Here is a 19,288-nt window from a genome sequence, read left to right on the forward strand (position 1 = left end):
ATATGGCTGATCGCGCCTATTTTAAGGTTCAGGATGTTTGTCGGATGGGATTCTATTAAAAAATGTAGAGGGACATTATGCTGAGTAGTTGCTTTGATAGTTCAGGAAAACTAATTGATGAAGAATTTAATCGCCTTGTAAAACGGTTCAGTCATTGTATTTATGCCTATGCTAACAAATATTATTTACCGGGGGGGGATGCGGATGATTTATACCAATGGGGACTGCTCGGTTTATATAAAGCGGTAAGGCGTTATGATGAAAACGGAAAATACAGTTTTGATATTATTGCCATCATTAATATTAAAAATATGATGAAATCGGCTATAAAGATGGCTAACCGTGAGAAGCATAAGATTGCTAATCGTGCGTATTCTCTACAGTATATTAGCGAGTATCAGGAGAAAAATGGGAATAAAAAGGAACTGATGGACAAACTGATTGTAGAGAGAACCGAGGACGACCCGCTCGCCAAACTGGCTGATAAAGAGACGGTCGAACGGATGATGAAAATTATTGATATGCGTCTGTCTCATAACGAACGGCAAATTATGAAGCTGTACATAATCGGGTATAAACAGCGGCATATTTCGGAGAAGTTAAATGTTGACCATAAAATGGTGGACAATGCCATACAGCGGGCGAAAAAGAAACTGGCCATATATTTCCCCAGAATGAGATAAAGATAAGTGACCGCTATAGAGGTTTTGATTGACATATAACGGTATACACGCTATGATAATATCAAGATATTGTAAAAAAACATTGTGATACGACCGACTGGAAAACCGGAGGCCGGAACCATTGATGTCCGTCAATGATTCCGGCCTCTGTTTATCCTTCAGCAGGTAGGAGGTGAATGTTAACCACACTACCGCTCAAAATATTAAACAAACAGCCAAAGCGCAAAAGGTGCCCATGGTTTTTGCCAAACGTTCCTGGGCTTCGGTGGGGCAGAAATTAATGGTCGCCGGTTTGGGACTGCACGAATAGACTAATATGAAATAAGGTAAGGTGATAAGATGAATGTGCAGGAAAAGGTCAACAAATTAATTGCTATGATTCAGGATATGGGCAGTGTGGTCGTGGCTTTTTCCGGAGGCGTGGACAGTACGTTTTTAGCAGCGGCTGCCAAGCAGGCCCTGTATGATGACAGGGCCATTGCCCTGACCGCCTGTTCGGAGACGCTTCCGGAAAGCGAACGCCGTGAAACGGAAAGGATTGCGGCAAAATTGGCAATCCGCCATGTTTTGGTAGATATCAGTGAACTGGACAATGCTGATTTTGTTCAAAATGACAAAAGACGCTGTTACTATTGCAAAAAAGAACGGTTTACGGCCATTGCCAAGTGGGCTAAAGAACGAGGGTTTCACTGGGTCCTGGAAGGCTCCAATGCGGATGATGTGGCTGACTATCGTCCGGGAATGCAGGCAGTAGCGGAAATGGCAACGGTACGCAGTCCTTTACTGGAGTGTGGTCTGACTAAAGAGGAGATCCGGCTCATTTCCCAAGAATGGGGTCTGCCTACCTGGCGAAAACCCAGTGCGGCCTGTCTGTCTTCCCGGATTGTCTATGGTTTGCCGGTTACGGCCGAACGCCTGAGACAAGTGGAGTTGGCCGAAGAATATGTAAAAACAATCTGCTCCGGACAGGTCCGGGTCAGACATCATGGCGATCTGGCCCGGATTGAGGTAGCGCCGGAGGACATTCCGCTGCTGGTTCGTCCGGACAAAGCGGCAGCAATCAGCCAGGAACTGAAAAAACTGGGCTTTACGTTCGTGACGGTTGATTTGGAGGGCTATCGTACCGGCAGTATGAATGCAGTGCTGGAGACAAAATAATTTTAAATAGGCCGGTATTGACGTCGAAGCAGTTCCTATGATACTATTAACCATAACATAATTTTCAGCTGACTAGAGAACCTAGAGGCTTTAGAAAAGATACGCACTTCTTTTCTAAAGCCTTTTTTGTTGTCTGCCGGGCAGATGGCTGGGGGTTATGTCTGCCGAGAAGGGCAAAGATACATTTTACTTAGTTTAGATATAAAGGAGGTGAAGGGAGTGAGCCTTATCGATGAAGAGTTGGTTCAATTAGGATTAGCAGCCGGTACTGCAGAAGAAGTACTGCGAAAATTAGCGAACCGGTTGTTTGCAAAAGGAAAAGTGAAAGCCTCCTATGAGGAAGCGGTTGTGCAAAGAGAGCGCAGCTGTCCTACCGGCCTTCCCGGTGCAGGGTTATGCATTGCTGTTCCGCATACCGACAGCAGTCATGTATCTGAGCCCGCCATTGCGGTAGGTATACTGGATAAACCGGTACCCTTTCACATGATGGGGACACTGGACACGGTACTGTCGGTGGAAGTTGTTATTATGCTGGCCGTAGATAAAGCGGAAAACCATCTTGCCGTATTGGCGCAATTAATGAATACCTTGCAGGATCAGGAATTGCTCAGACAATTAAAGGATGCAGCCTCCTCAAAAGAGGTTTGCCGGCTGCTGGCTGCCTTATAGAAAACATATAGTAAGGAGATGAATGGAATGAGACCAATAAAAATTTTAAGTGTTTGTGGTTCAGGTACGGTCAGTTCAGCCATGGTGTCGGGAAAACTGAAAGAAAGATTAGGTGAAGCCGGATATGAAATTGTGACCGTAGAGGTTAATCCGGGCGGAGTGGAAAGTGCGTTATTATCAGGTACATATGATTTTATCGCCCATACCAGCCCGATTTCCGGAGAATTTGATATCCCGGTGATCAATGCTGTCGGTTTCTTGACCGGCTTTGGCGAGGAAGAATTTTTGGAAGAGGCACTCAAAGTCATTAAAGCGATAGAAGCTTAATGTTAACTGGAAATAGGGGAGTGATAATCGATGTTTTTTGAAGTGCTGAAGCAGGTGTTCGATACCTTCGGGGCGGCTGTTTTCGTACCCATCGTACTGTATTTTGTGGCATTGTTTTTAAAAGTAAAACCCAAGCAGGCTTTTAATGCGGCCTTGCTGGCCGGAATCGGATTAACCGGGTTTAACATGTTGATTGGAGCTTATATTCCGGTTGTGGCCCCTGTGGTTAAGCGGATGGTGGAGATTACGGGAGTCAACTTGCCGGTTATGGACCTAGGCTGGCAGACGACGGCCATAGTCGGTTATTCCACCAAAGTCGGTATGGTTTTTATTGGTTTGGCCTTATTAATCCAAATTGCGCTGTTTTTCTTAAAATGGACCAATATTTTTATGCCGGGGGACCTTTGGAATAATTATTCTTTTATGGTTTGGGGTTCTTTAATTTATCTGTTGACGGACAATATGATTTTGGCCGTATTTTGCATGGTGGTTATGAACCTGTATATTTTGCTGTTTTCCGAAATTCTGGCCAAACGCTGGTCAACCTATTATGGTTATCCCAATTGCGCCATGACGGCGCCGCATCATCTGGAAGCGGTTCCTTACGCGGTTGCTATGAACTGGGTTTTAAATCAGTTTGGACTACATAAAATTAACGTCAATCCACAAGGGATTCAAAAGAAACTGGGCTTTTTAGGCGAACCGATGTTTCTAGGATTTTTACTGGGGATCTTCCTGGGGGTCATGGGTAATTTAACCCGGCTGGCAACCCTAGAGGCCTGGGGTGAAATCACGGCCCTGGCGATCGGTACGGCTGCCGTAATGAATATTTTCCCCAAAGTGGCCGGGGTGTTTGCTTCCGCTTTTATGCCTTTAACGGAAGCCAGCAAAAAGACGGCCAAAAGCGGCATAAAAAGCCGGGAATGGTATTTGGCGGTTAACGATGCTGCCGGTTATGGCGAACCGGCGACCTTGATTACTGGTATTATCCTGATTCCGGTTATGGTTATTCTGGCACTGGTTTTGCCGGGAAATACCACGCTGCCGATGGTTGACCTGATTGCCCTGCCGTTTATGATTGAGGTGGTCATCGCCGTATCCAACGGCAACATCGTCAAGGGCATTATTTCCGGCGCCATCTGGTTTGCCTTAGGGTTGTACATGTGCTCCTATACGGCGCCGCTCTTTACGGAGGTGGCCACCCAGGTAGGCGTGAAAATCCCGGCTGCCGGAGTCATGGTTACCAGCTTCGGTATTTTGGCTCATCCGTTCATGGGGCTGCTGTTCCTTGCCTTTTTAAGCCAAAACCTGGTGATCATTGGCGGGGTGTTGGTCCTGTATTTTATCCTTTATTTCTGGTTTAAGAAAAATAAAGAACAAATTCATACTTATCTGGAAAACGCGAATAACGATAAGGAAAAAGAAACGGTGGCTACCAGTGTAAATGTGTAAAGCACTAAGGAGGAGATTCCATGATTTCAGGAGAACGGTTTATAGTAACTTACTTTCTTACCGGCAGTGAGAAGGAAGCCTATGCCAAAGCCCGGGATATTTGTGTGGAACAAACGGTGGAATATCCGGCGGAACTCTTAGGACCCGGATTGATCAGGGACGAGATTCTGGGACGGATCGAATCCTTTGAAAAAACGGCTGACGGCTACCGGGTCGCTATCAGTTACGCTATTGAAATCACAGCTTATGAATTGACTCAGTTTTTAAACGTTGTTTTCGGCAATATCAGCATTAAGCCGGGTATACGGGTAGAAAAGCTGGATTTGCCTCCGGCGCTGCTGGCGCCGTTTAAAGGACCGCGCTACGGCCGTGAAGGACTTAGAAAACTGCTGCAGGTTGATAAACGCCCATTGCTGTTTGTTGCGTTGAAGCCGATGGGGCTGACTGCTGAACAACTGGGAGAACTGGCTTATCAATGCGCTTTGGGAGGCATTGATATCATTAAAGACGACCATGGCCTTTCCGATCAAGTATTTGCACCCTTTGAAGAACGCGTTTTGCGCTGTACGGCCGCAGTCGAAAAAGCCAACAAGGAAACCGGACGGCGTAGCATTTACGTTCCCAATGTCACCGCCGCTTTTCAGGAAATTAGCGGACGTTCCCGTTTTGCCAAGGAAGCCGGAGCCGGCGGCCTGTTGGTTTCCCCGGCGTTAACCGGTTTGGATACCATGCGTTATCTGGCCGAGGATGACACTCTGGCGCTGCCTGTTTTCAGTCATCCTGCCTTTCAGGGAAGTTATGTCACGGCAGTGAATCAGGGAATGGGGATAGCGCACTATGCGCTGTATGGACAGATCAGCCGGTTGGCCGGTGCTGATGCGGTCATTTATCCCAACTTTGGCGGACGGTTTTCTTTCAGCCGGGAAGAGTGCCGGAGTATTGCCGCCGGAACACAGGTTCCTATGGGGCATATCAAAACGATATTTCCCAGCCCCGGCGGCGGTATGACGATGGAAAAAGTACCGGAGATGCTGGAGGTATATGGCAAGGAGGTTGTCTTCTTGATGGGCGGCGGCCTGTTTAAGCAAGGGACGGACTTGGTGGCCAATTGCCGTCATTTTCGCCAATTAGTTGACAACCTGGAATGACAACATGGTAAAAGAAGAGGATAAAATAAAGTTTACAATGCTGAGGAAAAGGGGAAATGACGTATGATAACCCGGCATACGGGAGATTTTAAGTGGGAAGACGTATCGGTACTGGCCTATCAGGAAACGGGGACGAATTTTAAAAGCATCACCCGCCAGATTTTGTTTAACGGCCTGGGCGATTTGCCCTGTCAATTGCGTTATTTTGAAGTGCAGCCGGACGGCTATTCTTCATTGGAATACCATGAACATGTGCATTTGGTACTGATTTTACGCGGTAAGGGGGAAGTGTTCCTGGGCGATTCCATTCACGCCATTAATCAAAATGATGTGATTACCGTACCGCCGAATACCTGGCATCAGTTTAAAGCCAGCCGGGGAGATCATTTGGGATTCCTGTGTCTGGTCAATGTGGAACGGGATAAATCAAAACTGCCGACAGATGAGGATTTGCAGGAATTGCGGAAGAATCCTGAAGTGGCTGCATTCATAAGGAGCTGATACTATGTCATCGGAACGCAGGTTTGGCTTTGATACCCGCATGATTCATGCCGGGCATGTTCCGGATACGCAAACCGGAGCTCGTGCCGTTCCTATCTATCAGACTTCTTCTTTTGTTTTTTATGATGCCGACCATGCCGCCGAATTATTTGATCTAAAGCAGTACGGACATATTTATTCGCGCATCAGCAACCCTACCGTCTCGGTTTTTGAAGAACGGATGGCTTCGCTGGAAGGGGCAACCGGTGCGGTAGCTACCTCCAGCGGCATGGCTGCTCAACTGGCTGCGCTGATGACTTTGCTGGAGCCCGGCGATGAACTGGTTGCGTCATCGCATTTATATGGCGGAACGGTGACACAGTTGACCCATACCTTAAAAAAGATGGGCAACACCGTTCATTACGTCGATCCAACCGACCTGAATGCCTGGGAACGGGCCATTACGCCGAGAACAAAAGCGTTGTACAGCGAAATGATCGGCAATCCGCGCGGCAGTGTGCTGGACATTGAAACAGTGGCGGCACTGGCCGATAGCCATGGCATACCGCTGATCATTGATAATACGATGGCAACCCCGTATCTGTGCCGGCCAATGGAATTTGGCGCGACCATTACGGTGTATTCGGCCACAAAATTTATCGGCGGCCACGGCAGTTCCCTGGGGGGAGTGGTGCTGGAATCGGGTAAATTTGATTATTCTGACTTCCCGGCCATAGCCGAACCGTCTCCTAAGTATCATAACCTGAAATTTTACGATACCTTCGGACACTATGGCTATCTGATGAAAGTGCGAACCGAAACGGTGCGGGACACCGGCTGCTGCCTGTCGCCGATGAACGCTTTTTTGCTTATCCAGGGGATTGAGACATTATCCATTCGCATGGACAGGCATGTGGAGAATGCGCTGAAAGTGGCGCAGTTCTTAGAGGATCATGACAAGGTGGAATGGGTCTCCTATGCGGGGCTGCCCAGTCATCCCCAGTACGGTATTGCAAAAAAATATTTGCCTAAGGGGGCAGGAGCGGTGCTTTCCTTTGGCTTGAAGAAACAGCCGGGGGAAAACGTGCGGGAGACCGGCAAGAAATTTATTGCCCGGCTTAAATTGTTTAGTCACCTGGCCAATATCGGCGATGTGCGCAGTCTGGTCATTCATCCGGCATCGACCACTCACCAGCAGCTTACGGATGAGGAACTGGAAAGCTCCGGCGTAGGACCGGAACTCATCCGACTGTCGGTGGGAATAGAAACAGTGGAGGATTTGCTATGGGATCTGGAACAAGCATTTCACAGCCTGTAAATATGAATTCGGCTTTGACCCAAGAGCAGCAGGCCCTTTATCAAAATCCGGATGTAATTCAAAAAATCCTGGATCATACCCGGACCATTGCGATAGTCGGTTTATCGGCCGAGCGCCAGAAGGCCAGCCATTTCGTTGCCACCTACCTGCGTTCCGCCGGGTATAAGATTATCCCGGTGAACCCCAGAGCGAAGGAAATTCTCGGTGAAAAGTGCTATCCTTCTTTAACGAGCATTGACCAGCCGGTGGATTTGGTGGATATTTTCCGTCCGGCGGAAGCCTGTCTGCCGATTGTGGAAGAGGCCATTGCCTGCCAACTGCCTGCCGTGTGGATGCAGCTGAAAATTATTAATCTGGAGGCGGCGGAGAAGGCGCGTAACGCCGGTTTGGCAACCGTTATGGATCTTTGTGTCAAGATGGAGCACGGCAGATACAGCGGCGGGCTGCATGAAGCAGGCATGAACACCGAGTTGATTTCGGCTCAGCGCCGGCACCGCTTTATTTAAATACCGGACGGCCGGATATCGGTGACCATAACGGAATAAGTATCGTTTGTTTATGCTGATTAGTTATTAAGCTAAAGGCTGAAGAGATATTTCGACAAGAAGTATCTTTTCAGCCTTTTTATTTTATATAAGGGGGATAAGAACAATGAAAATCAATCTGGACACACCGGTGGTGGAAAGCCGCGAACAGCGTCTGGGGACAATCATTGCCTGGGACGGCAAAGCTTCCGAGTTGTCCCGGGAGTCTGCCTATGCCCGCGGTGAAAGCTGTGCAAAACAATGCGCCGGCAGGGATAAGGCGCGTACTCTTTGCGAATTGCAGGGACCGTTCACGCAAGGCTCGGTTTGCAGTGAGCAGATGGTGGAATGCCAGGCAGGCAACGTGCGGGACGCCGTACTGGTGCAGCATTCGCCGATCGGCTGCGGTGCGGGACAGGTCATTTATAACTCCATCTACCGCAACGGTCTGGCGCTGCGCAATCTGCCGGTGGAAAATTTACGCATGATTTGCACCAACCTGGAAGAAAAAGATATGGTGTTCGGCGGTATAGACAAACTGCGTCAGTCCATTCGGGATGCCTGGGAACGCAATCATCCCAAGGCCATCTTCATCTCCACTTCCTGTTCGACCGGCATTATCGGTGATGATGTGGACAGTGTGGCCAGCCAAATGGAGGAGGAACTGGCGATTCCGGTTATTCCCCTGCATTGCGAGGGGTTTAAGTCCAAACACTGGAGTACGGGCTTTGACGCGACGCAGCATGGGATCGTACGCCAGATTGTCCGCAAGAATCCCAGGAAACAAGAGGACTTGGTTAATGTCATCAATTTATGGGGCTCCGATGTGTTTACGCCGATGCTGGCTGAACTGGGCCTGCGGGTCAACTATGTGGTTGACCTGGCTACGGTGGGAGATCTCGAACAATTGTCCGAAGCGGCGGCGACGGTAGGATTTTGCTACACCTTGTCTTCGTATATGGCCGCCGCTCTGGAACAGCAGTTTGGCGTGCCGGAGGTGAAGGCGCCGCAGCCGTACGGGTTCGCCGGCACCGATGCCTGGCTGCGGGAACTAGCCAGGGTTACCCACCGGGAAGAACAGGCCGAAGCATACATTGCCAAAGAACATCAGCGCATTGCTCCGCGGCTGGCAGAGCTGCGTAAGGAACTCCGGGGTTTAAAAGGCTATGTGGCCACCGGTTCGGCTTATGCCCATGGGTTGATTGCCGTACTGCGGGAACTGGGCATTGCGGTTGACGGGTCATTAGTTTTCCATCACGATCCGGTTTATGACAGCCAGGACCCCCGGCAGGATTCACTGGCGCATCTGGTTGATCATTATGGCGACGTCCCCGTCTTCAGCGTCTGCAACCGCCAGCAATATCAGTTCTATGGCTTGCTGCAAAGGGTCAAGCCGGATTTCATCCTGATCCGGCATAACGGTCTGGCCCCGCTGGCTTCGCGTTTAGGAATCCCGGCGGCTCCGCTGGGAGATGAACATCACGCGTTAGGCTATCATGGAATCATTAACCTGGGAGAAACCATTCTGGAAATTATGGCCCATAAAAAATTTCACCAGGATCTGGCCGCTCATACTAAGCTTCCTTATAAACAATGGTGGCTGGAACAAAAGGACCCGTTCATTCTGGCGAAGGATGCAACCGTACTGAGAAAGGAGAAAGTCGCTAATGTCTAATCAAGAAAACATAAGAACAAACTCTATCCAGCAGATCCGTTATGTCTGCTCCATCGCCGCCATGCACAGTGCCGCCGCGATTCCCGGAGTGATTCCCATCGTGCATTGCGGGCCCGGCTGTGCCGACAAACAATTTATGAATGTCGGCTTTTATAACGGCTTTCAGGGCGGTGGGTATGGCGGTGGAGCGGTAGTCCCCAGTACCAATTCTTCGGAAAAGGATGTTGTCTTCGGCGGTGAAGAACGGCTGCGGCAACTGATTGCGTCTTCCCTTACCATCCTGGATGCCGATTTGTTCGTGGTATTGACCGGCTGTATTGCCGACCTGGTGGGCGATGACGTCGGTTCGGTGGTAGGAGAGTTCCAGGAACAGGGTGTTCCCATAGTCTATGCGGAAACGGGCGGTTTTAAGGGGAATAATTTTACGGGGCATGAGCTGGTTACCAGAGCCATTATCGATCAATATGTGGGTGCGTATGATGGTCCTAAACAGCAGGGACTGGTTAATGTGTGGTCCCTGCTTCCTTATCATAATACCTTCTGGCGGGGGGACCTGGCGGAAGTCAAACGGATTCTGGAAGGGATCGGTTTTACCGTAAATATTCTGTTTGGCACGGAATCACAAGGGGTTTCCGAGTGGAAGCGTATTCCGCAGGCCCAGTTCAATCTGGTGCTTTCTCCCTGGCTGGGGCTGCAGACCGTCCGCCATTTGGCAGAAAAGTACGGGCAGCCCTTTCTGCATGTGCCTGTTATCCCCATCGGTGCGCAGGAAACCAGCCGCTTTTTGCGTCAGGTGGCAGAGTTCGCCGGCTTAGATCCGGCTAAAACGGAGGCCTTCATTCAGGCTGAAGAAAAAATGTATTACCGTTATTTAGAGGATTTTGCCGATTTTTATGCCGAATACTGGTGGGGACTGCCGGCCAAATTTGCCGTGGTCGGCGACAGTGCCTATAACCTGGCCATTACCAAGTTTCTGGTCAATCAGCTGGGGGTCATTCCCGGGAAGCAGATTATTACGGAAAATCCGCCGGAAGAATATCGCGAGGCGATTAGAAAGCAGTATCATAGCATTGCGGAGGATGTTTCTACCGATGTTGAGTTTGAAGAAGACAGTTATCATATTCATCAAATTCTCCGCCGGACGAATTTTGGCCACAAACCGCCCATTATTTTCGGGACTACCTGGGAACGGGATTTAACCAAGGAAATGAAAGGCTCCATTGTGGAAATCGGCTTCCCGGCGTCCTATGAAGTGGTCCTGTCCAGATCGTATATCGGTTACCGGGGAGCGCTTTCCCTGATTGAAAAAATCTATACTACTACGGTGAGCGCCAGCGCGTAGCGGGTAATTTTTTGCACGGTAAGTTGAAGCGAATGCTATTTTATGGTATCATATAACCAGACTGATCAGGAAGCTGAAGGTCAAACGAGAGAGTTTCGTTTGACCTTCAGCTTTTTTGTCGTGACGGCAGGAATGTTCATTTCGGATTATCCGTACTAGCCGCCGGTAAACGGGAGGAGTATACTGGTGGTAGCAGAGTAGGATGTAAAAAAATGGAAAGAGAAAAGAGGTTACCGTAAAGATGGAGAAAACAAAGGTTAGTTTTCGGACAAAATGCATTCATGCCGGCAACGGCATTGATAAGGAAACCGGCGCCATCCGGCGGCCGCTGACGATGGCGAACAGCTACCGGCTGCCGGAGGATGCCTCCGCCATGAACTGGAGCGATCCCAATCAACTGGTTTATACCCGCAATACCTCCGCCAATCAGATTTACCTGCAGCAAAAGCTGGCTGCATTGGAGGACGGGGAAGATTGTGTGGTGCTGGGGACGGGAGTCTCCGCCCTGGCGGGGGTGTTTTTTACTTTTCTTGAGCAACATGCCCACGTTATCTGTTCCAATGTTTCCTACATCGCCGTGTACCGGTTGTTAAACGAATATTTTCCGGATAAATACGGTGTGGAAACCAGTCTGGTGGATACCGCCGACCTGGAAGAAATAAAAAAAGCAGTGCGCCCCAATACCCGGTTAATCCATATTGAAACCCCGGGCAATCCGACCACCAGGGTCAGTGATATCGCCGAAATTGCGAAAATCGCCAAAGCAGCCGGTGCGCTGCTCAGTGTGGACAGCACCTTTGCCTCGCCGTATTTACAGCAGCCGCTGGCGATGGGGGCCGATCTGGTAATTCACAGTTTAACCAAATACATCAATGGTCATGGTGACGCCATGGGTGGTGCCGTAATTGGCCGCAAGGAACTGATTGATCAGATCAAGCGGCAGGCGATGGTCAATCTGGGAGGCGTAATCAGTCCGTTCAATGCCTGGCTCATTATGCGGGGAGTCGTGACGCTTCCTTTGCGCATGAGGCAGCATAGCCGGACGGCGCAGCAAGTGGCTGAATTTCTGGAGGCCCATCCGGCCGTGGCGTTTGTTGCCTATCCCGGCCTTAAAAGCCATCCGCAGCATGAAATTGCCAAAAAGCAGATGTCGTTATTTTCCGGTGTCCTGGCTTTTGGACTAAAGGCGGATGCGGCTACCCATAATCAGTTTCTCAATTCCCTGGAACTCATCGTTCCGGCGGTTTCCATCGGTCATGATGAAAGCCTGATGGTGTATGTCGGTCCGGATGATGAACGGAATCATTTTTATCCGCCGGAATTTAAAGACGGTCATCTGCGGTTCAGCGTCGGGCTGGAGGAAGCGGAAGACATTATCGCCGACCTGCAGCAGGCTTTTACCAGGTGCGGGCTATAGCAGAGAAGAGCTGCTTTTTACCAAAGAAGTGAGGCCTAAGGTTGACAACTTTTGTTGTTGGTGATACAGTTATAACAACAGATTAAATAGGTGTCATAAATGTAAGTCCTGGCTCATCAGAAAACTGAAGGTCAAAGGGAATTGGCTGAAATGCCCGATTTCTTTTGACCTTTTCTTTTATGTATCATGAACAAAAAATGGGGTTGACACTTGGGTTCAAGGGGGATAGAAAAAATGAAAGAACATATATGGATACCAAGCCGGAATCAGCGTATATCTGCCATGCTGCATTTGCCGGACAATTTCCGGGCGGGAACGCCCTTGCTGGTGCTTTGCCATGGCTTTACGGGAAATAAAGTCGGCTATAACCACCTGACGCTCAATTTGGCTGTTTTTTTAGAACGGCGGGGTTACGGGGTGCTGCGGTTTGATTATGTCGGGTCAGGCGACAGTGACGGCGATTTTTCCGTGGATACCAGCGTAACCGGCTGGAGGGAAGACCTGAACAATGTACTGCACTGGGTTGGCGGGCAGAAACAGTTTGCCGCTTCGCCGGTTATTCTTTACGGGCACAGCCTGGGCGGCTTAGTGGTTCTGACGCATAAGGACACTGCGAAACGCGTGGCGGCCCGGATTGTTTTTGCCCCGGTCACCAAGCCGGTGGAGAACTTTCGCGACATCATCATCGGCAGGGAATTATGGCAAAAATCCCTGAAGGGCCATAGAATTGAGAACTTTTTTGACAAGGGATTTACTTTATACAGTCAGTTTGTTAAGGATCTTGTTAAACATGCATATGATCCGATTGGAACGGCAAGTACCCATACGACACCGCTGCTGATTATTCATGGCATGGCCGATACGGTGGTTCCCCTGGCCGGGTCACAGGAGCTGTATGAGCAGTACCGGGCGGAAAAAGAACTGGTGATTGCTGATTTCGATCACGGAGCGTTGGGGAAACAGGACGAGTTTCAGAACATTATCGGCCAGCGTCTGGCAGGACTGGTTGCTCATTCCCTGCCGGCGGCAGCGGCTGTGATTTAGATATAGGTGGAAAACAAAAGTCATGGCTATGGCAACTGACCGGCAAAAACACGGAGGCTGCGTTTCCAAGTGGAAATGCAGCCTCCGTGTTTTATATAGGTAAAAGGGATTACTTATAACGATAAAGGAGTGGGAATATGGCAAAGGTTGCGATTACCAGTACAGATGGGGTAAACATTAATGAACATTTTGGCAGAGCGGGAGACTTCTGGATCTATGAAGTGAATGATCAGGGGGAGTATCAGTTTTTGGAACGCCGGGGCGGGCTTGAAAGCGGATTAAGTTCCTCCCCGGAAGAGCTTCATAGTATAAAAGCCGAACTGGTAAAGGATGTAGAGGTAGTCTTAACCGCCCAGATAGGACCAAGGGCGGAGCGGGAATTGCAGCGTCAGGAAGTTCTTGCGCTTACGGTAACGGGCAGCATTGACAAAGCCTTGCAGGCTTACGGCAAGCGGGGAAAGTTTATCCGGAACAACAATTTGCTGCGTTCGGCTGCCGGCTGCTCCGCTTATTGCGGGAGCGGTTCCTGCGGTGGCTGTTCCTGAGCTGCCGGAAGCATAGCACCGGCAATCGCTGAAGGCTGTTAAAACCGGACATATTGACAAAATCCTGAAAAGGTATTATCATCAAAACATATTTCACTTTACTGCCATAATGATGGCAGAGAGTGGTTCCGGATTTGGCAGCTATGTTGCAGGTGAAACGACAAGTGAATAACTGTGCTGATCAGAAAAACTGAAGGCTGAAAAAACTGATTTCATATCGGTTTTTTCAACTTTCAGTTTTTCTGTTATGATGGGAATAACAGCGGCAAACCGGCCGTCAGCACAGCACGAAACGGCTCCAGGCCGGTAGATATTTTAGCTGGATTTGCGGGAGGGCTTTTGATGAAAATTGCAGTGAATGGTGAAGAGGTAATACTGAAGCAGGCGGTAAATGTGGAGCGATTGTTAGAGCTGCAAAAGGTGGAAATGGCAAATTATGTAACTGTCCAGATTAATGATGAAATTGTGGACCGGGAAGATTTTGAAAATACGCTGCTGAAAGAAGGCGACAGCGTCGAGTTTCTTTATTTTATGGGAGGCGGCGCAGCATGAGCTTTACCAATGAACAAATGGAGCGCTATTCGCGCCATATCATATTAAAGGAAGTCGGGGTAAAGGGACAGAAGAAATTACTGGGTGGAAAAGTACTCATCGTCGGTACCGGCGGCCTCGGTGCACCGGCGGCGGTGTTTTTAGCGGCGGCAGGTATTGGTACCATTGGTTTGGTTGATTTTGACGCAGTGGAATTGTCCAATTTGCAGCGTCAGATCATACACCAGACCAGGGATGTCGGCAAACCCAAAGTCATATCCGGTAAGGAAACCATCCAGGAAATGAATCCGGACGTTCAGGTCGTCACCTATCAGGAGTGGGTTAATTCCGGTAATATTCTGGACATCATCAAAGATCAGGATTATGATTTTATTATTGACGGTACGGATAATTTCCCGGCAAAATTCTTGATTAACGATGCCTGTGTCTTGACCGGAAAGCCTTTTTCGCATGCAGGAATCATCCGTTTTCAAGGGCAGACCATAACCTATGTCCCGGGGCAGGGACCGTGCTACCGCTGCATTTTTCATTCTCCGCCCCCGCCCGATGCCGTGCCTACCTGCAAGCAGGCCGGTGTGCTGGGAGTCATGGGCGGTATCATCGGTACGATCCAGGCGACGGAAGCTATTAAGTATATTCTGGGTGTTGGCGAGCTGCTTACCGGCCAACTGCTGACCTATGATGCTTTAACCATGAATTTTAGAAAAATTAAGCTGGCAGGTAATGCAAAATGTCAGGTATGCGGTGAACATCCCAGTATTACCGAACTGATCGACTACGAGCAGGCGGTATGTGAAGTGAGACGTCAATAAAATAATCCGGATGGATTGGGGGAGTGGCATTGATTATTTTACAAAAGGCGGCTTATGAAGATATTGTCCGGCAGGCACTGGCGGCTGTTCCGGAGGAAGCCTGCGGCTTGCTGGGCGGAACGGTTGATGAAGACGGTAATAAGGTCATACGGAAGGTGTATCCGTTGACCAATACGGATCATAGCCCGGAGCATTTTTCCATGGACCCCAAGGAACAGTTTGCAGCAGTTAAGGATATGCGCGGACAAGGCTGGAGCCTTTTGGGCAATTACCATAGTCACCCGGCATCGCCCTCGCGCCCTTCGGAGGAAGACAAACGGCTGGCCTATGACTCACGGGCAAGTTATTTGATTATTTCTTTGCTGGAAAAGGAACATCCGGTACTGAAAAGTTTCCGGATACAGCAAGGTGTGGTAAGTGAAGAGAAAATACAACTAGTTGGGGAGGAATAGTCATGGCGAAGGTCGATTACAAGGCGTTAAAAAAAGGCGGCTTCATGAGGCAGGTTCAAAAAGACAGATTTTCATTGCGGCTGCGGGTGGTTGGCGGACATGTCAAAGCCGATCAGCTAAAAAAAGTATATGAGATCGCGGAAAAATACGGACAGGGTTATATTCACATGACTTCACGGCAAAGCCTGGAAATTCCGTTTGTAAAGCTGGAGGATATTGACAGAGTAAAGGAAGAATTGCAGGAAGCCGGACTGCAGCCGGGGGCCTGCGGACCCAGGGTCCGGACCATTACGGCCTGCCAGGGGGCGGCTATTTGCCCCAGCGGCCTGATTGATACGGCGGCCTTGGCGCAGGAATTTGATAAGCGGTATTATGCACGGGAACTACCGCACAAATTTAAGCTGGGTATCACCGGCTGCCGCAACAACTGTCTAAAAGCGGAAGAAAATGATTTAGGGGTAAAAGGAGGCCTCTTGCCGGCCTGGCAGGAAAAACAATGTACCTTTTGCGGGCTGTGTGAAGCCGTTTGCCCGACGCAGGCGATAGCCGTAGACAAAAAAGAACGGAAGCTGGATTTTAATCAGGAAAAGTGTACTTACTGCGGCCGGTGTGTCAAATCCTGCCCGGTCGACGCCTGGAAAGGCAAGCGGGGCTTTATCGTTTCCTTCGGCGGTCTGTTTGGCAACCGCATTGCTATTGGCAAGCAGATTATACCGATTGTATTTGAAGAAGATAAGCTGCATGAAATCATTGAGGCGGCTTTGGCATTTTTTGCCGAACATGCCAAACCCAGCGAACGTTTTCGCAATACGCTTGACCGGGTAGGCTGGGAGCTGTTTGAGGCAAAGCTGAAGGAGGTATTATAGTGCCGAAAGAAGCAGATGCTTTTACGGATATTACCGATGTGGTCTGCCCCATGACCTTTGTTAAAGTGAAAGTGGCTCTGGAAGAGATTGACGACGGACAATTCCTGGCGATAACAATGAATGAGGGGGAACCCATTGCCAATGTTCCTCGCAGCCTGAAGGAAGAAGGCCACAAGGTATGCAGCGTAAATAACAATGGTGACGGAACGTTTACGATTTTGGTGGAAAAGGGCGGATTGGAATGAAATTCAATACCGCTTAACACTTATTTGACGGGAATTGGACTGGAAACCCTGGGTCTTAGAAAGCAGTGTAGTTGCGTATTTTTAAGCTGGCCACACACCGGAAGCTGCATTCCATTAAGCTGGGATGCAGCTTTTGTTCGCTTCTCCCGGCAATGGAAAAAGGGAGCCCGTATAGGGTTGCTTCTGATGGACAAAGAAGAAAAAGAAAGTGGCGACTGAAAAAATATAGTAATTATAAAAAATGTATTGACAATACATTGTCCTAGTGATAAATTCTATATAGCCGTTAAAAATAGTATTTGCAAAAGAAACAAAATACATATTTGTATCCTATGTGAAGAGTGAAAGGCTGATTAGACAACTAAAGGCCAAAAAGAGCGGGTAGTATATGCGCTTTTTTTGGTCTTTTTGTATGTGGAGAAACGGTACGGTGTAACCGTCCGGACGGAATGAAACTAGGTGGTGAATGACGTGACTATGAACTGGGAATTTATTGCGATGAGTTTGCCCCTGTATCAAAAAGCGGCCTGGATAACCCTGCAGCTGTCTTTCTGGGGGATTATGGCTTCATTGTTAATCGGGTTCCTTTGCAGCAATATTTTGTACTATAAGATCAGAGGCCTGCAAACCGTGGTCAAGGCATACATTGAACTTTCGCGGAATACGCCCCTGCTAATACAGTTGTTTTTTCTCTATTATGGTCTTACCAAACTGGGGTTCTCCTTAAGTGAAAAAACCTGTGCCATTGCCGGCCTGGCTTTTCTGGGCGGCAGTTATATGGCGGAAGCCTTCCGTGGCGGGATGGAGTCGGTAAGCAAGTCGCAGATTGAATCGGGGCTTAGCATTGGTCTGTCGCACTGGCAGCTTATCCGCTATGTCGTGTTCCCCCAGGCCTTTGCGGTAACCCTGCCGTCAATTGGCGCCAATTGCATTTTTTTATTAAAAGAAACGTCGATTGTCGGTGCCATTGCCATACCGGAGCTGATGCATACCACGCAGGATTTGATCGGCATGTATTATCACACGTTTGAGGCCTTGCTGCTGCTGGTGACAACCTATCTGATCATTTTACTGCCGCTGTCGCTGTTTTTAAGCTGGCTGGAGAGGAAGGTGCGCTATGCTGAATTCGGGAGTTAATGTGCTGACGGAAGGCATCAATCTGCAGCGCCTGCTGGGCGGGCTGCTGGTAACGGCGCAGATTGCGTTTATCTCTATTATCGCCGGTACGGCGTTAGGCATTTTACTTGGTTTAGTTTATACCGTAAAGTCGAAAGCCGTACGGCTTTTGTGCCGTTTCTACCTGGAAGTATTCCGGATCATTCCGATTCTGGTATGGCTGTTTATCGTATATTTCGGCGTAACCAACCTGCTGGACATTCATCTGGAGGGGGAACTGGTGGCTATTCTGGTCTTCAGCTTATGGGGAGCGGCAGAACTTGGCGATATTGTCCGGGGAGCCCTGGAATCCCTGCCCAAGCACCAGATTGAATCCGGCAAAGCCCTGGGACTGGAGTTCTGGCAATTGTACCGCTATGTGTTAATCCCGCAGGCCGTCCGGCGCATGTTGCCCGGTGCGATCAATTTATCGACCCGTATGGTAAAGACCACCTCCCTGGTTGTCATGATCGGCGTCATTGATGTGGTCAAGGTTGGGCAGCAGATTATTGAGCGGTCTATCTTGAAAGAACCTACGGCGTCCTTTTGGATTTACGGCTTTATCTTTATTCTGTATTTTATTATTTGTTACCCATTGTCCCTGTTGGCAAAACGGCTGGAAACCAAATGGGAAAGTTAGGGAGTGATTACGATTCGTTTAAACAATACGGAAGTACTGCTGCAAATAGAAAATGTACGTAAAGCGTATGATGATGTGCCGGTACTGAACGGGATTGACCTTACGGTCCACCGGGGCGAGGTCGTTGTGATTCTGGGACCGTCGGGCTGTGGGAAAAGTACCCTGCTCAGGTGTCTGAATGGATTGGAACCCATCCAGGGAGGGGATATCATGCTTGACGGCAAGAGCCTCACCGGCAGCGGAGTAGACTGGCAGCAAACCCGGCAGAAAATTGGCATGGTGTTTCAAAACTATGATTTGTTTCCACACATGACGGTAATCGAAAATATCCTGTTAGGCCCCACCAAAGTGCAAAAACGCGACAAGAAGGAAGCCCTGGAGCAGGCGGTCAAGCTGTTGGACCGGGTGGGGCTGCTGGAAAAAAAGGATGCCCTGCCGCGTCAGTTGTCCGGTGGGCAAAAACAGCGGATTGCCATTGTCCGGGCGTTGTGTATGAATCCTGAAATTATGCTGTTTGACGAAGTGACGGCCGCGCTCGACCCGGAAATGGTGCGGGAGGTTTTGGAGGTCATTCTTGGGCTGGCCAAACAGGGCATGACGATGCTGATTGTCACGCATGAAATGGGATTTGCCCAGGCCGTTGCCGACCGGATTGTTTTCCTGGATGCCGGGAATGTTTGTGAAATTGCTGAGCCGGGTGAGTTTTTCACCCATCCCAAAACGGAACGGGCTCAACAGTTTTTAAATATATTCCAATATAACAAATAAATGAGGGGGAGTACAG

The 19,288-nt window shown here is 49.2% G+C and carries 23 protein-coding genes; all 23 read left to right on the forward strand.

Annotation, left to right across the window (positions count from 1 at the left end):
* Window positions 1-77: 77 nt before the first annotated feature.
* On the forward strand, window positions 78-683 hold the full coding sequence (locus P22_RS15425) for a sigma-70 family RNA polymerase sigma factor (protein WP_054261127.1): 606 nt from the start codon (window positions 78-80) through the stop codon (window positions 681-683).
* A gap of 172 nt (window positions 684-855) precedes the next feature.
* A complete protein-coding gene (locus P22_RS20685) occupies window positions 856-993 on the forward strand; it encodes a hypothetical protein (protein WP_156319004.1) in 138 nt (45 codons plus the stop codon).
* 29 nt (window positions 994-1,022) lie between these two features.
* A complete protein-coding gene (gene larE / locus P22_RS15430; protein WP_054261128.1) occupies window positions 1,023-1,841 on the forward strand; it encodes an ATP-dependent sacrificial sulfur transferase LarE in 819 nt (272 codons plus the stop codon).
* 219 nt (window positions 1,842-2,060) lie between these two features.
* Window positions 2,061-2,510: a PTS sugar transporter subunit IIA gene (locus P22_RS15435; protein ID WP_054261129.1), complete on the forward strand. Its 450-nt coding sequence runs from the start codon at window positions 2,061-2,063 to the stop codon at window positions 2,508-2,510.
* A 27-nt stretch (window positions 2,511-2,537) separates the two neighbouring features.
* A complete protein-coding gene (locus P22_RS15440; RefSeq protein ID WP_054261130.1) occupies window positions 2,538-2,837 on the forward strand; it encodes a PTS sugar transporter subunit IIB in 300 nt (99 codons plus the stop codon).
* Window positions 2,838-2,867: 30 nt separating this feature from the next.
* Entirely contained in the window at window positions 2,868-4,289 is a 1,422-nt protein-coding gene (locus tag P22_RS15445) for a PTS galactitol transporter subunit IIC (RefSeq protein WP_054261131.1), read from the forward strand.
* A gap of 20 nt (window positions 4,290-4,309) precedes the next feature.
* Window positions 4,310-5,437 carry a RuBisCO large subunit C-terminal-like domain-containing protein gene (locus tag P22_RS15450; protein ID WP_054261132.1) on the forward strand — a complete coding sequence of 376 codons (1,128 nt, stop codon included), beginning with the start codon at window positions 4,310-4,312 and terminating at the stop codon, window positions 5,435-5,437.
* A 63-nt stretch (window positions 5,438-5,500) separates the two neighbouring features.
* Entirely contained in the window at window positions 5,501-5,938 is a 438-nt protein-coding gene (locus tag P22_RS15455; RefSeq protein WP_054261133.1) for a cupin domain-containing protein, read from the forward strand.
* Window positions 5,939-5,942: 4 nt separating this feature from the next.
* Complete coding sequence (locus P22_RS15460) at window positions 5,943-7,235, forward strand: O-acetylhomoserine aminocarboxypropyltransferase/cysteine synthase family protein (RefSeq protein ID WP_054261134.1); 1,293 nt, start codon at window positions 5,943-5,945, stop codon at window positions 7,233-7,235.
* A complete protein-coding gene (locus tag P22_RS15465) occupies window positions 7,202-7,741 on the forward strand; it encodes a CoA-binding protein (protein ID WP_235814682.1) in 540 nt (179 codons plus the stop codon). The genes P22_RS15460 and P22_RS15465 overlap by 34 nt, the downstream gene beginning before the upstream one ends.
* Before the next feature lie 145 nt (window positions 7,742-7,886).
* A complete protein-coding gene (locus P22_RS15470) occupies window positions 7,887-9,434 on the forward strand; it encodes a nitrogenase component 1 (protein ID WP_054261135.1) in 1,548 nt (515 codons plus the stop codon).
* Window positions 9,427-10,776: a nitrogenase component 1 gene (locus P22_RS15475; RefSeq protein WP_054261136.1), complete on the forward strand. Its 1,350-nt coding sequence runs from the start codon at window positions 9,427-9,429 to the stop codon at window positions 10,774-10,776. Before P22_RS15470 ends, P22_RS15475 begins: the two co-directional genes overlap by 8 nt.
* Window positions 10,777-11,017: 241 nt before the next feature.
* Window positions 11,018-12,193, forward strand: a complete 1,176-nt coding sequence (locus P22_RS15480) for a trans-sulfuration enzyme family protein (RefSeq protein WP_054261137.1) — start codon at window positions 11,018-11,020, stop codon at window positions 12,191-12,193.
* A 234-nt stretch (window positions 12,194-12,427) separates the two neighbouring features.
* Window positions 12,428-13,237: an alpha/beta hydrolase gene (locus P22_RS15485; protein ID WP_054261138.1), complete on the forward strand. Its 810-nt coding sequence runs from the start codon at window positions 12,428-12,430 to the stop codon at window positions 13,235-13,237.
* 137 nt (window positions 13,238-13,374) lie between these two features.
* On the forward strand, window positions 13,375-13,782 hold the full coding sequence (locus tag P22_RS15490; RefSeq protein ID WP_054261139.1) for a NifB/NifX family molybdenum-iron cluster-binding protein: 408 nt from the start codon (window positions 13,375-13,377) through the stop codon (window positions 13,780-13,782).
* 342 nt (window positions 13,783-14,124) lie between these two features.
* Window positions 14,125-14,334, forward strand: coding sequence for a sulfur carrier protein ThiS (thiS, locus tag P22_RS15495; protein WP_054261140.1), 210 nt, complete (start codon window positions 14,125-14,127; stop codon window positions 14,332-14,334).
* Complete coding sequence (locus tag P22_RS15500; RefSeq protein WP_054261141.1) at window positions 14,331-15,146, forward strand: HesA/MoeB/ThiF family protein; 816 nt, start codon at window positions 14,331-14,333, stop codon at window positions 15,144-15,146. Before thiS ends, P22_RS15500 begins: the two co-directional genes overlap by 4 nt.
* 29 nt (window positions 15,147-15,175) lie before the next feature.
* A complete protein-coding gene (locus P22_RS15505) occupies window positions 15,176-15,598 on the forward strand; it encodes a M67 family metallopeptidase (RefSeq protein ID WP_054261142.1) in 423 nt (140 codons plus the stop codon).
* A gap of 2 nt (window positions 15,599-15,600) precedes the next feature.
* Window positions 15,601-16,464, forward strand: coding sequence for a 4Fe-4S binding protein (locus P22_RS15510; RefSeq protein WP_054261143.1), 864 nt, complete (start codon window positions 15,601-15,603; stop codon window positions 16,462-16,464).
* Window positions 16,464-16,709 carry a sulfurtransferase TusA family protein gene (locus P22_RS15515; RefSeq protein ID WP_235814683.1) on the forward strand — a complete coding sequence of 82 codons (246 nt, stop codon included), beginning with the start codon at window positions 16,464-16,466 and terminating at the stop codon, window positions 16,707-16,709. The genes P22_RS15510 and P22_RS15515 overlap by 1 nt, the downstream gene beginning before the upstream one ends.
* 477 nt (window positions 16,710-17,186) lie before the next feature.
* Window positions 17,187-17,846, forward strand: coding sequence for an amino acid ABC transporter permease (locus tag P22_RS15520; protein WP_235814685.1), 660 nt, complete (start codon window positions 17,187-17,189; stop codon window positions 17,844-17,846).
* Window positions 17,827-18,504: an amino acid ABC transporter permease gene (locus P22_RS15525; protein WP_054261145.1), complete on the forward strand. Its 678-nt coding sequence runs from the start codon at window positions 17,827-17,829 to the stop codon at window positions 18,502-18,504. The genes P22_RS15520 and P22_RS15525 overlap by 20 nt, the downstream gene beginning before the upstream one ends.
* Window positions 18,505-18,540: 36 nt before the next feature.
* A complete protein-coding gene (locus tag P22_RS15530) occupies window positions 18,541-19,272 on the forward strand; it encodes an amino acid ABC transporter ATP-binding protein (RefSeq protein ID WP_172675860.1) in 732 nt (243 codons plus the stop codon).
* The last annotated feature ends 16 nt before the right edge of the window (window positions 19,273-19,288 follow it).

The organism is Propionispora sp. 2/2-37 (assembly GCF_001298735.1).
Classification (GTDB): Bacteria; Bacillota; Negativicutes; order Propionisporales; family Propionisporaceae; genus Propionispora.